The sequence below is a fragment of the Flavobacterium poyangense genome (assembly GCF_011751075.1).
Lineage (GTDB): Bacteria > Bacteroidota > Bacteroidia > Flavobacteriales > Flavobacteriaceae > Flavobacterium > Flavobacterium poyangense.
The window spans coordinates 56030-73862 of the sequence record NZ_JAALLN010000009.1 but is presented as its reverse complement, the minus strand read 5'-3'; the positions used below and the strand labels follow the sequence as shown (position 1 = coordinate 73862).

Annotated in this window: 12 protein-coding genes; 7 read left to right on the top strand and 5 right to left on the bottom strand. The window is 36.6% G+C overall.

The genetic code is table 11. The features are described from left to right. Nucleotides 1-424: 424 nt before the first annotated feature. Nucleotides 425-1132, bottom strand: coding sequence for a class I SAM-dependent methyltransferase (locus tag G3A47_RS14875; RefSeq protein ID WP_166923679.1), 708 nt, complete (start codon nucleotides 1130-1132; stop codon nucleotides 425-427). Between the two features lie 530 nt (nucleotides 1133-1662). On the opposite strand from G3A47_RS14875, the gene G3A47_RS14870 reads away from it, so the two are divergent. Further along, entirely contained in the window at nucleotides 1663-2943 is a 1281-nt protein-coding gene (locus G3A47_RS14870; protein ID WP_166923677.1) for a DUF2130 domain-containing protein, read from the top strand. A 430-nt stretch (nucleotides 2944-3373) separates the two neighbouring features. Here G3A47_RS14870 and G3A47_RS14865 read toward each other — a convergent pair whose 3' ends face one another. Beyond that, entirely contained in the window at nucleotides 3374-4138 is a 765-nt protein-coding gene (locus tag G3A47_RS14865; RefSeq protein ID WP_166923675.1) for an META domain-containing protein, read from the bottom strand. Between the two features lie 322 nt (nucleotides 4139-4460). On the opposite strand from G3A47_RS14865, the gene G3A47_RS14860 reads away from it, so the two are divergent. Further along, nucleotides 4461-5045 (top strand): DUF4202 domain-containing protein, encoded by a 585-nt coding sequence (locus G3A47_RS14860; protein WP_166923860.1) that lies wholly within the window; start codon nucleotides 4461-4463, stop codon nucleotides 5043-5045. A 325-nt stretch (nucleotides 5046-5370) separates the two neighbouring features. Then, complete coding sequence (locus tag G3A47_RS14855; protein ID WP_166923673.1) at nucleotides 5371-6081, top strand: hypothetical protein; 711 nt, start codon at nucleotides 5371-5373, stop codon at nucleotides 6079-6081. 519 nt (nucleotides 6082-6600) lie between these two features. Here G3A47_RS14855 and cobA read toward each other — a convergent pair. From cobA to G3A47_RS14840, 3 genes are all read right to left on the bottom strand, one after another. Next, entirely contained in the window at nucleotides 6601-7392 is a 792-nt protein-coding gene (cobA, locus tag G3A47_RS14850) for a uroporphyrinogen-III C-methyltransferase (protein ID WP_166923671.1), read from the bottom strand. Nucleotides 7393-7397: 5 nt separating this feature from the next. Beyond that, nucleotides 7398-7970 (bottom strand): molybdenum cofactor guanylyltransferase, encoded by a 573-nt coding sequence (locus G3A47_RS14845; protein WP_166923669.1) that lies wholly within the window; start codon nucleotides 7968-7970, stop codon nucleotides 7398-7400. 173 nt (nucleotides 7971-8143) lie between these two features. Beyond that, nucleotides 8144-8647, bottom strand: coding sequence for a molybdopterin-binding domain-containing protein (locus tag G3A47_RS14840; protein ID WP_166923668.1), 504 nt, complete (start codon nucleotides 8645-8647; stop codon nucleotides 8144-8146). A gap of 1087 nt (nucleotides 8648-9734) precedes the next feature. Here G3A47_RS14840 and G3A47_RS14835 point away from each other — a divergent pair. The 4 genes from G3A47_RS14835 (at nucleotide 9735) to G3A47_RS14820 (ending at nucleotide 17825) form a co-directional block, all read left to right on the top strand. Then, a complete protein-coding gene (locus G3A47_RS14835) occupies nucleotides 9735-12857 on the top strand; it encodes a SusC/RagA family TonB-linked outer membrane protein (protein ID WP_166923666.1) in 3123 nt (1040 codons plus the stop codon). Nucleotides 12858-12873: 16 nt separating this feature from the next. Further along, nucleotides 12874-14346 (top strand): RagB/SusD family nutrient uptake outer membrane protein, encoded by a 1473-nt coding sequence (locus tag G3A47_RS14830; protein ID WP_166923664.1) that lies wholly within the window; start codon nucleotides 12874-12876, stop codon nucleotides 14344-14346. Nucleotides 14347-14368: 22 nt separating this feature from the next. Beyond that, nucleotides 14369-16291, top strand: a complete 1923-nt coding sequence (locus tag G3A47_RS14825) for an arylsulfatase (RefSeq protein ID WP_166923662.1) — start codon at nucleotides 14369-14371, stop codon at nucleotides 16289-16291. 433 nt (nucleotides 16292-16724) lie between these two features. Continuing rightward, nucleotides 16725-17825: a sterol desaturase family protein gene (locus G3A47_RS14820; RefSeq protein WP_243860470.1), complete on the top strand. Its 1101-nt coding sequence runs from the start codon at nucleotides 16725-16727 to the stop codon at nucleotides 17823-17825. Nucleotides 17826-17833: the final 8 nt, after the last annotated feature.

The window sequence follows — 17833 nt, the reverse complement described above, 5'->3', positions numbered from 1 at the left end:
TCATAAAATCGATTAAAAAATTCAGCTTCAAAATCGCCTCCTTTTTTAATCTCTTCTACATGATATTTTTTTTTCATAAAAATATTTAATTGATATACATATAATATATATTATCTTACTGTAAAACAATTGTATATTATCTAGTTTTAACCTCTGCTGCATATTCTAAAAAACATAAACCACAAAAAAAGCTGTCCTTTTGAGACAGCTTATCTTAGAAATTTACTCGGGTTCTTATTGATGAAACCCTATTTTTTTGTTTGATTTAAAAATGAATATTGGAGCGCTGTTTTTTACGCGGGTTAAACGGATTTTTTTATTTCTTTTTTTCCGAGAATTAGAAAAATTGATTCATTATTTCCGAATCATCTACTTTTTTAATTTCCAAAATTTGTTTTCCGTCTCGTTCCTTAAACAGCTTGTATTATTTAATTCCACCAAAGGCCCCGAAACACATATTTTTATGTAGAATTTCCACTTTACTAAAGCCTATTTCTTTCATCAGATCCAATTGATAATTCATTGATCTTGGAGAATCTTCTTTTTCTACATAATCTAAAACCTTCTGGCGGTACTCGGCTCCACCGATTCCTTCCAGATAATCGCCGTAACGCTGCCAGGTATAGGTATTCAACAACTCTGTGTCTTGCGTAATTAAATCTGAAATCATAAAACAACCTCCCGGTTTTAACAAATCAAATATCTTTTTGAAGGTAGTTTCCCAATCCCGATCATCTCTTAGGTGATGCAAAACAGCCCCTGCCAAAATAATATCAAAATGGTTTTGAGGTAAATCTACCACTCTGATATCGCCATGTTTTACTTCAACGCTACCAGTTGTTTCTTTTGATACTCTTTCGAAAGCCCGTTCTAACATTGGCAAACTCAAATCAACTAAAGTGCAATTCAGATTCGGTACTTTTGAAAGCATTTTTAAAGTATAATTTCCGGCACCACAGCCAATGTCCAAAACATTTATCGCGTTCGGAACAATTCTCTTCGAGGCCTCGGTAATTAATTCTAAAGAAATGACAGCATCAATAGTAGCGACTTGTCCCGTTTCTAAATTAGAGAATCGCTCGACATCATTATCAAAACGTTCCCTGATTTCTTCAATAGTTGATTTTTCCATAGTTTTCTTTTTAGTTGGTGTTAAATGGTTTGCCGTGAACTTCACGAATTCCACGAATTTACTTAATTAATTCAAATTGCTAGTTGAATAATAATGTATAGTGTATACTGTAAAATGTAAAAAGTTTTGTTTAATTGATTTATATTTTACATTGTACGAACATATAGTTGTGTCAAATCGCTAAAATACAACAACAATACGCTTAAAGGCAAGAAAATCCGTCAATTAAAACATTTACCCTTTCAGGTTATCACTTCGCATTTTACAGTATACATTTTACATTTTACATTTTACATTTTACATTTTACATTTTACATTTTACATTTTATAACTAATAACTAGCAACTTAAATTAATTATGGTAATCCATAATAATTACTTTTAAGAAATATTTAAATTGCCCTTTTAAAATTGAATTCCGAAAAAAAGGATTCAAAAAAATTCGGGCAATTCGCGCAATTCGTGGCAAAAAAGCCTCAACTTTTAAATACCTTAGCAAAAAATTACAGTACCTCAATAAAATCAATAAAAATGGCCGAGCAATCTTCAATTCAGTGTCCAAACTGCGGAACAACTATCGATGTCAACGACATTCTGAAACATCAATTAGAAGACAGTATTCGTAAAGAATACCAGCAAAAAGCTACTGCTCAGGCCAAAGAATTAGAGCTTAAAAACGAGCAATTGGAAAAAGCCAAATTAGAATTTGAGGCTAAAAAGAAGCAGGAAAATGAACTTTTTGCAGAACGTCTCGAACGCGAGAAAAAAACGGCTGAAAAAGAAATTACAGAAAAGCTAAAAACCAAACTCAACGAGGAAAACAAAGATCGTTTGCTTGCCATGGAAAAAGAACTTTCCGAGAAATCAGAAAAACTCCGTGAACTTAACAAAATGGAAGGTGAAATTGCCAAACTTCAACGGGAAAAACTCGAAATGAAAGAAGCCATTGAAGCGGAAGCACAGAAACAGCTCAACGCCACTTTAATTTTAGAAAGAGATAAAATCAGAAAGCAGGAAGAGGAAAAAAACGAATTAAAAATAAAGGAATACCAAAAACAATCTGACGATCAGAAAAAGCTGATCGAAGAAATGAAACGCAAACAAGAACAAGGTTCTATGCAATTGCAAGGTGAAGTAATGGAATTGGCAATTGAAGAATGGCTGGCCAGTAATTTCCCTTTAGACACAATCGACGAAGTAAAAAAAGGCGCAAACGGAGCCGATTGTCTACAAATTGTAAACACCCGTGAATTACAAAATTGTGGTTCAATTTATTACGAAAGCAAAAGAACCAAAGCTTTTCAACCTGCGTGGATCGAGAAGTTTAAAAATGATATTAGAACCAAAAAAGCCAATATCGGAGTTTTAGTTACCGAAGTGATGCCCGCCGGAATGGATCGAATGGGCATGCGAGACGGAATCTGGATTTGTACCTACGAAGAATTTAAAGGCTTAAGTGCTGTTTTACGCCAATCATTAATACAAGTTAGTCAGGCCGTTCAGGCGCAGGAAAACAAAGGAGACAAAATGTCGATGTTGTATGATTTCCTGACAAGCAATGAATTTCGTTTGCAGGTAGAAGGAATTGTGGAAGGCTTTACCCAAATGCAAAGCGATCTGGATTCTGAAAAAAGAGCCATGCAACGTATTTGGAAACAGCGTGAAAAACAAATTGAAAAAGTGGTTCATAATACTTTGGGAATGTACGGATCAATTCGTGGTATTGCCGGAAATGCCGTTCAGACCGTAAGAGCTTTAGAACTTGATTTTATTGAAGATAGCGAAGAAGAGCAAACAAAAGAAATAGAATAATTATAGCACATTGGGTGCAGCCATTTTTTAACACTTAACTCGCAAAGGTTTACACAAAACCCTGCCTGCAAAGTTTTTTATACACGCCGATTTTACAGATAACGCAGATACTTTTATTCTGTTGTTTCTAAAAAACAATCTGAATAAATCTGCGCGAAAAAAAATCTCAGTAAACATAGAGGTAATAGAGTTTTACTTTCTGATAGAAATGTTTTTTTCTTTGAACACTTTTTCAGGTAAAATCTCTGTTTCAACCAAATGTTAAGTATACAATATGTTTACTATTTACACACTTGTTTATACTTAAAACGTATTTTGCCATTCCAATTCTGGAATTTTTCTTGGTTATGCCGGCATTTTATCAGCATTAAACTTCAGAAAATCATCAGACTCGGAATGGCAAAATTTAGTTTTATTTAAAAGACTGTATTTAATCTACTTTTTTGAACACCAATAATGTTCCATCAGGATTAGAAAGTGTCAGTCTAAGATTTCCAATCGAATAAGTTGTAGTGCTTTGTAAAGCTTTTACAAATTCGCCTTCTTTATTTCCAGGTGCACAAGCCATTAGAGTCGAAACTACATCAGAAAAGCGAAGTACTCCTTTTTCAAAAAAGATTGTTCCTCCTATAGAATTACAACCTCCAAAGCCCATAAATTTATTCTCCGTTGAATTAATCTCGATACGTGGCAATTCTTTCTGAAAATCGGAAAGCGTTACTTTTTTACCATTTAATTCTTCCAATACCCAGATATCGTGCAAACGATAATCAGTAATGTATTTACCACAACCATTTAAGGTCTTACCATTGATTTCTATTTTAACGGTGTAAGGCGAAACCACGTCTGCCATCGTATCCTGACAATCCAACTGTTGAATTGTAATTGTAGCGGTAATTTTTCCGTTATTTACTTTATACATCTTGACATTAGCATCCATAGCTCTGATAGGCTCTACAGCATCAAAACTAATAGCTTCCATGCCTTCAATCAGCGAGGTAAAAACAATTTTCTCATTTCCTATTTTCAATCCCCAAAACGGCTCATTTCCGGTCGCTTTAAAATAAACAGAACCCAATTCTTCTTCTGAACTTGTTGCAGAAGTTGTTTCTTTTGTATTCGAATTTTTAACCGCAGTTGACTTACAGCTTAACATCACAGACATTACTACACATAGTAAAAGTACTTTTCTCATATCATTTAATTTTTTTATTATGTCCTCACACTTGAAAAAACCGGGCCAAAGATCAGCCGGGTCTCTTTTTTATGATTTTTTTAAGTGGATTTTAATCAAATTTAAGAAAAACAGTCCGTTTCAAAAAGAATCTCCGATATAAAAAAACGAAACAATTCTTACTTTTTTAATGTCTTTTACATTTAAAATTTACAACTGACACAACAAAAAAAAACAGCTTACCTCTTTCGTCTCACAACAGAACCAAAGACCATTGGTTATGAAGTATTCCTTTTCCTTACAGAATAATTATGTATATTTGACATCTATTTTTACAACCAAAATGAGTACACCTTTTCAAAAAGCAAGCGAATGGATTGATGCTGAAAACGCGCAAGATCCGAACATCGAAACAGACCAAAATATCGAATATCCGAAGGAATTATTGTATTCGAACAGGATGTACAAAAAACTTATGCAGTTTAGTCCTGAAGCCTCAGAAGAAGTTCAAATTGCTGCAAAAGCGCAACATATCTGCCGATGGAAAGTTGCCCGCGAGTCGTACCCAATGGATCGTGTAGGGTATTTAAAATGGAGAGAAGAACTAAAAAAATTCCATGCAAAAACGGCTGCCACCATTTTAGAAAAAGCAGGTTATGAAAGTACCTTTATTGACCGCGTTTCTTTTTTAATCGAAAAAAAACTACTCAAAAAAGACGCTGAAACACAACTCTTGGAAGATGTGATATGTCTTGTCTTTTTAGAATACTATCTGGATCCGTTTGTGCACAAACACGATGAGGAAAAACTAAAAAACATCATCAAAAAAACCTGGGATAAAATGTCTGACAAAGGACATCAGGAGGCTTTAAAAATAAACTATACGCCCGCCAATCTCGAATTGATAAAAGCATCTCTGGGCTTGTAATTTTAATATATTTTCTCTGCCATTTTTTTCTAAACGAAGCCCTTAAAATTGGGCTTCCCATGCTTCTTACAATCACTTTACTTTTTGTCACTACAAAATCACAGTAATTTACTCTCTTTATTATCCCTATATTCAAATATTTAGAGTCATTAAAGTGGTATTACACCTAAATAATCCTATTTTTCCTTCATTCCGATAAAACTTAACATTGGTGTATTCTTAAATTGATTATATTTACTTAACTAGGAATTAACCTTTTAGAAACATTCGTAATTCTTTCATTCTTAGTCAGTTTACTATTTCTCAATTATAAAACATATATCCCATGGAACAAAAGAACGACGAAAGCAACCCACAAAATTCTGATTTACCACAAACAGATAGCGTACAACCTACCGTAGAAAAAGAACCAACTGCTCCAGCTTCTCCTGCAGCGCCAAAAGCCCCACGTACAGCGGCAGCCAGAAAAACTACAACCGCAAAACCGGCAACTAAAACTACGGTAAAAGCGACCACCGGCACAGCTAAAACTACAGCAGCTAAAACTACAACTGCTAATGCTACAACAACAAAAACTGCAACAGTAAAAACCGCAGCAGCAAAACCGGTTGTAAAAGCACAGCCAAAAGCCACTCCTGCAACACCTACTGTTAAAACCATTGCTACAAAAGCTCCAATCAAAAAAGTTGTTACTCCAAAAGTACAAATAGCTCCTACAGTTCCTTTAAATAATGAAGTAAAAGAAGTAAAAGCTTATACATCAAGTGAAGATTCTGTTATAAACAAGGAAGAAACTATTAAAAAGGATAAATCAAAAGAGAAGAAGAAAAAGATGAAAGACAAGGAAAAAGAGAAAAAGAAATTAGCCAAGAAAAAAGAAAAAGCCAAAAACGATAAAAAGAAAGAAAAGGCTAAAAAGGCAAAACAAAAAGCTAAGGCCAAAAAGAAAGAAAAAGCTAAAAAAGCAAAGGATAAAGCGAAAGCAAAAAAAATAGCCAAGAAAAAAGCAAAAAAATCAAAGTCAAAAAAGAAATAACACGCAAAAAGGGTTTAACTCTAAAAGTTAAGCCCTTTTTTATGACCAAAAATAAAATTAAACAGGCGTATACAGCATAAAACAAAGTCTATTACAGCATGCTTTTCAGGCTCTTTCTTCTGAATTTATCCTCTTTTTTGCCACAAATTGCACGAATTTGCACGAATTGTTTTTTTTATTATGAATCGATTGTTGCTGTGCAATAATAAATAAATCCAACACAAGAATTTAGAATATTTTTTGACTCACTGTTGCATTTCTTAAGCTTCAGAGGAGCGACATACAAATTGTATATGCCGCTCCTCCGGAGCTTAACACCATTATTTCACACTCTATCTATAAATATAACGCCCCTCCGGGGCTGCCATTTCATCATAAGCAGGTACATTAGGGATAAGACAAAGCCAATCATGCCCCGGGTTTCGGGCTCTTACTTCTTAATTTACCTAAACAATCCATTTTTTCAGCATCAATTTCTCACATCTCACAACTCACATCTCACATCTCACAACTCATAACTCACTCCAAATCCAGATTCTGCAATATAAATTCATCATCAAAATGTGCTTTAAAATAAGATATTAACTTTGAGTTGTTTCGAACCACCTCACCAATCACAATAATCGCCGGTGATTCAATTTTATGATCTGCAACTAATTGCGCAATTGTATGTATCGTACCAACCACTTTTTGCTCTGTTGCTTTCGTTCCGTTTTGGATTATGGCAATGGGAAGGTCATCTGTTCTGTTTTCTTTATAAATCGCGATGATTTCTTGCAGCTTGTGCATGCCCATCAAAATCACCACTGTTGCTGCCGATTTTGAAGCCAAATGTATGTCTTTAGATAGTTCATGATTAGAAGTAGTTCCGGTAATTACCCAAAAACTGTCTGCGATCCTACGCTGCGTCAAACTGATTCCTGCCGAAGCCGGAACACCTAAAGCTGACGAAATTCCGGGAACAATATCTGTTTCTAAACCGTACTTTTCCACATAGTCAATTTCTTCACTTCCTCTTCCAAAAATAAAAGGATCACCACCTTTTAAACGCACCACATGTCCATGACGATTAGCCATTACAACAATCAGTTCATTAATTTGATCTTGTGTATAAGCATGACAACCGGAACGTTTCCCAACAAAAATTACCTCAGCATTTTTTGTATACTGCAACAATTCTTCGTTAACTAATGCATCATAAAGCACTACATTGGCGCTTTCTAAGACTTTTATGCCTTTAAGTGTAATCAATTCAGCATCACCGGGGCCGGCTCCTACAACCGTTAATTTTGGTGTTTTTATTTTTTGCATTTCTTTTAACAAATATTGATATTAAAGTCATTTAATTCATCAGCCGAATTAGTATTGCTTAAATGAAAGTTTTCACTTTCTCCAATCGCAATAACCTGATGTGGCGTTCTGGCAATCAAATCCATCACTTTCAATTGATTACTATCGATTGCCTCTTTTATGGCAGGCAGTATCTTTTTAGAATAAATTCCAATTAGCGGATGCATCTTACTGGAAGATTCGAAAATCGTAATTCCGGCTTCTTCCGTATGTTTTGAAATCAACTCCAATAATAATTGAGTTGAGATCAATGGAATATCGCAGCTCAGGATCAGATTAAACTCGGTTTTAGAATTCATTAATGCCGTGTAAATTCCACCCAATGGTCCTTTGTCGGTAATAATGTCTGGTATCTTTTTACAAGTTAAATAATTGTATTCTTTTGTGGTCGTAACAAGTTTTATCTTTTTTGTAATTGGCAAAACTGCCCGAATAATATGTTCAATAAAAGGCTTACCCTGAAACAAAACCAAGCCTCTATCCGATTGCAAATCGGCACTTTTACCACCACAAAGAATAAATACAGTTAACGGTTTCATAGCAAAGAATTTTTATTTTAGATTCTTCCGAAAAACATTAATTATGCCTACTGGACGTAATTATTTTAACACATAGGAACATAGTTTTAAAAACGATAAAAAGGTATTTTACCCATTCAAAATTTCATTTGTAAACCTGAGCGAAGTCGATTTCACATCTAACATCTAACAACTCACAACTCACAAACACCAACCTCCATAACTCCCAAAGAAGTCAAAAAACCAATTACCTCCTGAGTAATCAGAATGCCAGCTTCAAAAACGATATCCCCTTTTGCGATTGGTTTCAAATTGTCAGAAACACCTGCAAACTGTTCGGGCATAATGGTAATCAAAATCGATTTATCATTGGCCATAACATAATCTTCCGTTACAATTGTATCAGCATGCTCCGGCATAAAAGTACCCGCCTCAACCCATAACGCTTCTGTACTTTTTAAGTTTAAACCAAGACGATCTGCAATCGACACATCACGAATCAGATCGTACTGATGTCTTTCACTATGAATAAAAGCATAACCGGCTGTTGTTGACAGTCTAAAAGCCGAGGTTGAAATTGGTGCATAAATTGTTTCTCCCAAAACACAATCAAGCGTATTTTCCAAACCAATTTTTTGTATTGGTGATTTCAAACTAATTGCGGCACCATCGGTTAAAACTTTATTAACTTTTATCATTCTTATAAATATATACTACGCCAAATACAGCTAAAAAAACAGTAGCGTCTTTGCAATAGATGGTGTAAAAAGATCAGTCGTTTTTTAATGTCTATAAAATTAGTCTAATTTATTCAGAATCACCATTTAAATCGAATCTAGTTTGAAACTAAAATCATTTTCTATAACTGTAATTGTTATTTATCTGACATTTTAACTTCTTCTTCAAGGCTAATCAAGAAAACAAAGACCTTAAAATTGAATAAAAAATACTACATTTCTATATACACATAAAAATAACCCATTGCAAGAAATTCAAAGACAAACAAACCACAACACCATATAAAACAACACATTACAGCTAAACCAACAGCTAAAAAGCCAGTCCCTTTTAACAATAAAAAAAAATAATTAAACTTTTTTTTGGATATTATTATATTAAAATTAACTTTGTCTATAGAATTAGTAGAGTTTAAAATCATATTTAAAACCCAAAAAACTATATTTTGAAAACAACTGAAAGCACTTCGTACTACATTTTACCTAAAAAATATACATCTAACATTTTTTGTTATATGTGCTTCTGTTGCTAAACTTCGCCATTAATTCGTTACCGCTGATTATTCTTTAATCACAAAAATCAATCTGATTTAGCAAACGAATCATCACAAGACTATTTAATTCAAGTTGTGAGTTGTGAGATGTTGAATACGGTAAGTTTTGTTTATAAATAGATATAGGCAAACGTTTATGCATATGATATTTCAATCAGAAATAATCAATCAAAACATAACACCTCTCAAACTTACATTTTACAACCGTCAACTTGAACTATTTACTAAAATTACAATGATCTGTCTACTGCATTGATTTGCAAGAAACCGATTATTGACACCATACCTACAATCCAAAAAAAATTAATAACTAAACAAACAAAAATGAAAAAAATGCGTAGCTGCTGCTGTAACTAAAAAAAAAGCCATTTCTGCGGCAACAGAAATGGCGAGGCTTAAGAACAACATTTATCGTGAAATAAAGGAAACCATCAGAGAGTTGAAAAATCAACTTTCAAGGCTCCTTGTTAATTACTTAAAACCAATACAAAGAAATGAAAAAAATAGTAAAGATATACTCATTACTTTTGATCTTGCTGCTTTCGGCAGGAATTAATGCCCAAAACACCACACCACTCATACAATCTAAACTTGATGGTACAGTAGTAGATAACGTTACCAATCAGCCTATTATCGGAGCCTCTGTAACCATCAAAGGAACAACACATGGCGTTGTAACAGATGCAGAAGGAAAATTTTATTTTCAAACCGGTCAAAAATTTCCGTATACCCTGATCGTAAGTTATATCGGATATCAAAAAGCAGAAGTAATTGTTGAAGGAAATCCTGTTACCATCAATCTTAAAGAAGAACGTCAGGAACTGGACGAGCTAATCGTTGTTGGTTATGGTACACAAAAAAGAAAAGACATTACAGGTTCTGTAGCTTCTATTCCAAAAGCCAATCTTGCTCAGGTTACTTCATCGGCAGATAATCTATTAAGAGGAGCTGTTCCGGGTGTAGTGGTAACACAAAGTTCAGGACGTCCCGGTGCCTCATCAAGTGTCCGTATCCGAGGAGGAAATTCAATCACTGCCGGTAACGAACCACTTTACGTTATAGATGGCATACTGGTTTACAATGACAATTCTAATGGTACCGCCGGAGTCGCTCTGGCCGGAGCCGGAGTTAATGTATTATCTACTATCAATCCGGGTGATATTGAATCTATCGAAGTATTAAAAGACGCCTCTGCTACCGCCATCTACGGTTCAAGAGGAGCAAATGGAGTTATACTTATTACAACAAAAAAGGGTACAAAAGGTATCGATCGCATCTCCTATCAAGGTTACTTCGGCGTGCAATCTGTGTCAAAAAAGCTAAGTGTAATGAATGCCTCGCAATGGGCAAGTTTGCGCAATGATGTTCAGGCAAGCATCGGTCAGGCACCTTCTTTTACTCCCGCACAAATTGAGGATTTTAAAACTTCCGGAAATTATGATTGGCAGTCTGCGGCTTTTAGAACAGCGGCACCCATTCAGAATCATCAATTGACTTTTTCAGGGGGTGATGACCGCTCGAGATACTCTATTTCGGCCAGTTATTTTGACCAGGATGGTGTTGTAATCGGAACGGACTTCAAAAGAATTTCGCTAAGAACAAATTACGAAAAAAATTATTCTCAGGCCTTTAAATTTGGTGTCAATATCAACTACACTAATTCAGCTTCAAATGGAATTGGTTCTTCCAATTCAGGACGCGAGCCGAGCCCGTTAGTGAGTGCTTTGCTAATTGCTCCTGTAGTTCCGATCAGAAACCCTGACGGAAGTTACAATGTAACCAAAAACCCTTATGCGACCTCAACAAACGGTTACATCTCCAATCCGATTAATGATCTTGTGAATACAGTTAATGAGACCAAAATCAATAGAATTTTAAGCAGTTTATTTGGAGAATATAAAATAACCAAAGCCCTTATTGCTAAAGTAGCTGTAAGCGGTGATGTGATCCATACCAAACAAAATTATTATGCGCCGTCGTATACTACAACCGGAGCAGCAAACAAAGGATTGGCTTCTGTGGGTAACAGACTGGTAAGTTCTGTCTTGAATGAAAACACACTGAATTACACGACTCGTTTTGGAGACCATCATAAATTCTCGGCTTTGGCGGGATATACCCTTCAATACACCAAAGGTGAAGTCGTAACTGCAGGAGCGAATACCTTTGTAAATGACCACAATCTTTACAATGCTCTACAAGATGGTGTGCCTGCAAAGCCGTACAGCGATGCTTTCGAAAGTGTATTGAAATCATGGTTAACACGAGTAAATTACTCTTATAAAGACCGTTACAATTTTACGCTCTCTGCCCGCGCCGACGGATCCTCAAGATTTGGATCGGAATCACTTTGGGGGTATTTCCCATCTGCGGGATTCTCCTGGAATATTACAGAAGAAGATTTTGCCAAAAACTTAAAAGGTATCACAGAAGCAAAACTGAGATTAAGTGCCGGAACAACCGGAAATCAGGAAATTGGAAATTATCTTTCTCTGGCCTCAATGGGCTCTGTTAATTATGCTTTCGGAGGTACTATCAACACGGGATTAGCCCCTACCCGACTGGCAAATCCGGATCTAAAATGGGAAAAAACAAATCAGTACAACATCGGTTTAGATTTATCCTTATTAGATCGAAAAATAAATTTTGTTTTTGATGTGTATTACAAAAAAACAAATGATTTGCTCATCAATGTACCAGTGCCGCTTACTTCGGGATATGCGACTGTACTTCAAAACATTGGAGGAGTTGAAAACAAAGGTATCGAGATTGGTCTGATCACAGAAAACTTAAAAACGGATAACTTCTCCTGGAACTCTAATATCGTGTTTTCGGCCAATACCAACAAAGTTCTTGAAATAGGAAACGGAGTTACTCAATTTTTTCCAATCGTTCCTAACGGAGCTTTACTGCAACAACAACCTGTAATTGTAAAAGTCGGAAAACCTCTGGGAACTTTCTGGGGATACAGAACCAATGGAATTTTTCAGACTCAGGAAGAAATTAATACGCAGCCTAAAATAAACAGTCTCGCCAATACCAAAGTCGGAGACCGCAAATATGTCGACACTAATGGAGATGGAATAATTTCAGCAGCTGACAAAGGAGATCTTGGAAGCTCACAACCCAAATTTGTAGGGAGTTTCAGTAACACCATCTCTTATAAGGATTTTGATTTGCAAGTCAACTTTCAAGGCTCTTACGGTGGAAAAGTTTTTAATGCTTTAAATCAACAATTAGAGATTTCCACTCTTGGAACCAATGCTTCAACTGCTCTTGAAGATCGCTGGACACCGACTAACCCGAATACTGAAATCCCAAGGGCATCCAGCTCTCCACTGGCAATCGTTTCGGAACGTTATGTTGAAGATGCTTCTTTTTTAAGATTAAAGCTAATCACTTTAGGTTATACATTACCCAAAAGCGTGGCTAAAAAATTAAGAGCCAACAGCGTGAAATTCTATGTTTCTGCAGAAAACCTGATTACCTGGACCAAATACAAAGGTTATGATCCTGAAGTAAGTTCCTACGAACAAAACAATTTATACCCCGGAATTGACTTTGGCGCTTATCCAAACTCCAAAACATTTGTTTCCGGTCTGAACTTAACTTTCTAAGAAAAAAAATAAAACGATGAAAAAAATACTACTAACGATTCTATTCAGTACAACTCTGCTGCTATCGTGCACAGATCTGGAGGTAACACCTATTTCTTTTGTTACCGAAGACAAATACTTTATCACACAGGATGATGCCATTGCAAGTGTAACGGCTGTTTATGCCTCTTTGAATAATGATCCCGGCGAACAAAGTTTATTTGGCAGAAATCTGTATTTCCTTACCGATATGGCTTCCGATTATGCTGCTGCCGGAGTTTCGGCAACAAACCCGCAGGTACGAGCCCTGAGCAGTTTAACACACGATGCTACGACAGATCGTGTTCAGGTAGCCTGGCGTCAGATTTATTCCGGAATCAACAGAGCCAATGTGGCTATTGACAATATTCCGAAAGTCTCAGGCTCAGAAGTAATCAAAACCCGATTGATCAATGAAGCTAAATTCATTAGAGGACTACTGTATTTTCAGGCAGTACGCCTTTGGGGAGGAGTTCCGATTGTTTTACATGAGCCAACATCTATTAATGTTGAAAATTTAAAGGAAAAAAGAGCAACAGTAGCCGAAGTTTACACGCAGATTATCTCCGATTTAACAGCAGCGGAAAATTTGCCTGCGTCTTATGCCGCAAACGATGTGGGTCGTGCTACATCCGGAGCAGCAAAATCGCTATTAGTAAAAGTATATATCACCCAAAAAGACTGGGACAAAACTATCTCAAAATCACAAGAAGTAATTAACGGAGGTTATGGATACGCTCTCTTTGAAAACTTTGCCGATGTATTCAACAAAGCTAAAAAGAATGGAAAGGAACATATTTTCTCTGTTCAATTCGAGCCCAACCAAGCCGGAAATGGTTCGAGTGGCAGTACTTTTCAGGCGACTTCTTTTACCGGATTTACAGCAACTGAACCCGCAGATATTATCTCAGATGTGGCTCTGTTTTACGATATATATGCCACAGAAGACACGCGAAGAGATGTTAGTTATGCCAAACAATTGTTTAATCCGGCGACCGGATCGTTATATACCTTCCCGAAACCTATTTTTAAAAAATACCTGGATCTTACCAATCTGGCATCTCCCGGTAATGTGGCCATCAATTTCCCGCTGATTCGCTACGCTGATATTTTACTTTCTTATGCCGAAGCAATCAACGAAAAAAACGGACCAACAACCGAAGCTTACGAATACTTAAATCAAGTAAAAAGAAGAGCTTACGGAAAACCGATAGGTACTCCCGATGCTACGATTGACTATTCCGGATTAACACAGGCTTCTTTCAGAGCAGTACTTCAGGAAGAACGTAAAAAAGAATTCGTTCAGGAAGGCCAAAGATGGTTTGACTTGGTCCGCTGGGGAACGCTGGTTACCGAAGTAAAAAAAGTAACGGCCAAAAACTCGGTCTCCGAAAGAAACAATTTATACCCTATTCCACAAAGCGAAAGAAGCATCAACCCGGTTGGATTACCACAAAACCCAGGCTATTAATTAACCCAGATAAACTACACCAATGAAAAAAATGAAACACAACAGTACCATCAAAAGTCCACAAAAAGGACTTTTGATTACGGCTTTACTAGCTGCACAATTCGGATTTGCACAATTAAATCCGGATAACGAATTTAAAGGAGTGATCGGCAAAACTTTAGCCGACTCTAAAGAGTATTGGCCCGAGCCCGTAACGGCTCCAAAAGGCGCACCAAACGTAGTATGGATCCTCCTTGATGATGTTGGATTTGGTGCTGCAAGTGCTTTTGGAGGTTTAATACAAACACCTACTTTTGATAATCTCGCCAACAACGGTCTGCGATACACGAACTTTCATACCACGGCAATTTGTGCTCCAACACGTGCTGCTTTATTAACCGGAAGAAATTCAGGAAAAGTACATGTAAGCGGTTTTTCACACACTGTTTTGTCTGCCGGTTTCCCTGGTTGGGACGGAAAAATCCCTGCTGATAAAGGAACCGTTGCCGAAATTTTACGTGCCAACGGATACAATACTTTTGCCGTTGGTAAATACGGGATCACTCCCGACGAAGAAGCAACAGATGCAGGTCCGTTTGACAGATGGCCAACCGGAAAAGGCTTTGATCACTTTTTTGGTTTCTTAGGTTCACAAACCGATCAGTACAAACCGGATTTGGTAGAAGATCAGGCACACGTAACTCCCGACGGAAGACATTTAACAGACCAAATCACCGACAAAGCGATCAGCTATATTACCAAACAACAAAAAGCAGCTCCCGGAAAACCGTTCTTTTTGTATTATGCACCGGGAGCCGTTCATGCACCTCATCAGGTTGCAGAATCATGGAGCGATCAATACAAAGGCAAATTTGATGAAGGCTGGGACGCTTATCGCGAAAAAGTACTTGCCAATCAAAAGAAATTAGGAGTTGTTCCTGCCAATGCTGTATTACCGGAACGCAATCCGCTTATTACAGATTGGAAAAAACTAAGTCCAAGCGAAAAGAAAGTCTACGCCCGATTTATGGAAGTTTATGCCGGATATCTTACGTATACAGATCACGAAATCGGAAGAGTCGTAAAACATCTGAAAGAAACAAACCAATTGGACAACACATTAATTATTGTTTCAATTGGGGATAACGGAGCCAGTAAAGAAGGGACTCTACAAGGAACGATCAACCAAAATCTTTTTGCTCAGGGTGTTTCTGACGAAAAAAATCTACAGGCCAACTTAGATCATATTGGAGAAATCGGTACCGCAAAAGGTCTGAATACCAACTATCCGTTAGGCTGGGCACAGGCAACCAACGTACCTTTTAAAAACTGGAAGCAAGATGCGCATTCTGAAGGAGGAACCCGCAATCCGTTGATTATTTTTTATCCGAATGGAATTAAAGACAAAGGAGGAATCAGAAACCAATACAGCCATGTGACCGATATACTTCCGACTACTTTAGACATTATTGGAGTTAAAGCTCCGGAATACATTAAAGAAATCAAGCAGGATAAAATACAGGGTTCTTCTTTATATGCTTCTTTAAGTGATCCAAAAGCAGAATCCTTACACAAAGTACAGTACTATTATATTTTTGGAAACAGAGCCATTTACAAAGACGGTTGGAAAGCTGCCGCTGCCCATCTTCCGGATTCCTTTGCTTTAAAAAATAGTTTAGGTAAAAATGAAGCTCCAGTAAAAAGCAATTTTGATACCGATGTTTGGGAATTGTACAACTTAAACGAAGATTTTAACGAGCGCGTTAACCTGGCTAAAAAATACCCTGAAAAATTGGCCGAGCTTAAAAAACTGTTTGACGAGCAGGCAAAAGAAAACAACGTCTATCCTCTTATTGACTGGCAGGATGTTTTCAGCAGAAGAATCCATAATTCAGGACCGGATAAAGACAAAAATCTTCAGGAGCTTATTAAAAAAGCAACACAACCCGGAGGAGGATCACATTAATTTATTACAACTAAAATTCAACCCGTTGCGCGCAATTACTTCGGCAATTCACTTCACTCGGGCCAAAAATTATACTTAACACATAGAAACATAGACTTTACTTATGAATAAAGAGCATAAAAAAGAAACTCATTTCTATCACATAGTCAAACTATGAGGTTTTAAATAAGTGAAACGCCTTTTTTCGATTTTCAAATCTATGTTTCTATGTGTTAAAAAACAATTGCATCTAACGCATTAAAATTCAGGTCTTTTTGAAAAACCTAAAAGACCTGAATCTTTTTGAATCATCTAAAAATAAATCAATATGAAAAGAGTAGACTATGAAATTATTGGAAAAAAGATTCTCGTGGGAGCAATCGTTTTTCTAGTACCACTGGTCATATTAGCAGGAGGTTTGGCCTTAGTAAATCAACTTTTAAAATAAAAAATCATGGGAGTTCTTCACAATCCACAAAAAAACTTAGCAAGAGACTTTGGGATAAGTCTTTTTATATACAGCTTACCGGTATTGGCTATATACCTGTATTTCAAACTAAACAATGGCATAATTGCAGAGTCACACCTTACATTGCCTTCGTTTCTGGAATTCGCAAAACCCGCATTTACCAACATCCGTAGTTGGGGTTTAATTGTATTCATGCTTATTCTGGGCGTTATAGAATTCGCTGCTGGTCTGTATGACGATCAATGGACAGGAGAAGAACGCAAAATAGACATCGTTTGTTTCCTCGCTCCAAAATTGCTTTTACCACCTGTCATTGCCTTTTTCAGTTTAACTGCTTTGCCTTTTTTAATTCCAAATTTGGCCAATACACTTTCCTGGGTTCCATTTTGGGGTGGATTTTTTCTGATTGCCGTAGCCGATGATTTAACGCAATACTGGTACCATCGCTTACACCATCAGGTACCTTTTTTATGGCGTTTTCACAGAACACACCATTCAGCACCTTATATGGGAATGGCAATGGCATCGAGACAGAATTTTATCTATACTGTTTTATTTTCTCAAATTTATCTGACTGCGACCTTAACCTATTTGGGTTTAGGATTACCGGCTTTGTTTGTTACGGTTATAAAAAGTTTTATCACTTTGGGAGCGCACTCCAGCATCGCTTGGGACAAACCTTTTTACAAATACAGAATACTGCATCCGATTGCCTGGGTTTTAGAACGTTTAATTTCGACTCCTGCAACGCATCACGCGCATCATGCGGATACCAGCGGCGATGGTGTTGGTCATTTCAAAGGCAACTTTGGTAATATGTTTTTCCTTTGGGATGTAATCTTCGGAACGGGTTTAATCACCCGCAAATTTCCAAAATCTTACGGAATGAAATCCTACAAACAAGAAGAATGGTATGCCCAATTTCTTTGGCCGATATTCAAATCCAAAAAAGAAGGAAGTGCTTTGGCTGAAGGTGTTTTTGCTACTCAACTAACACAAAGAGTAAACAACAACATAAATGTTAATATTCCTTCTAATGTTCCTGCACCTGCGAGCCCTGCTTATTATGAGCACGTTGAATCTTAAAAACAGAA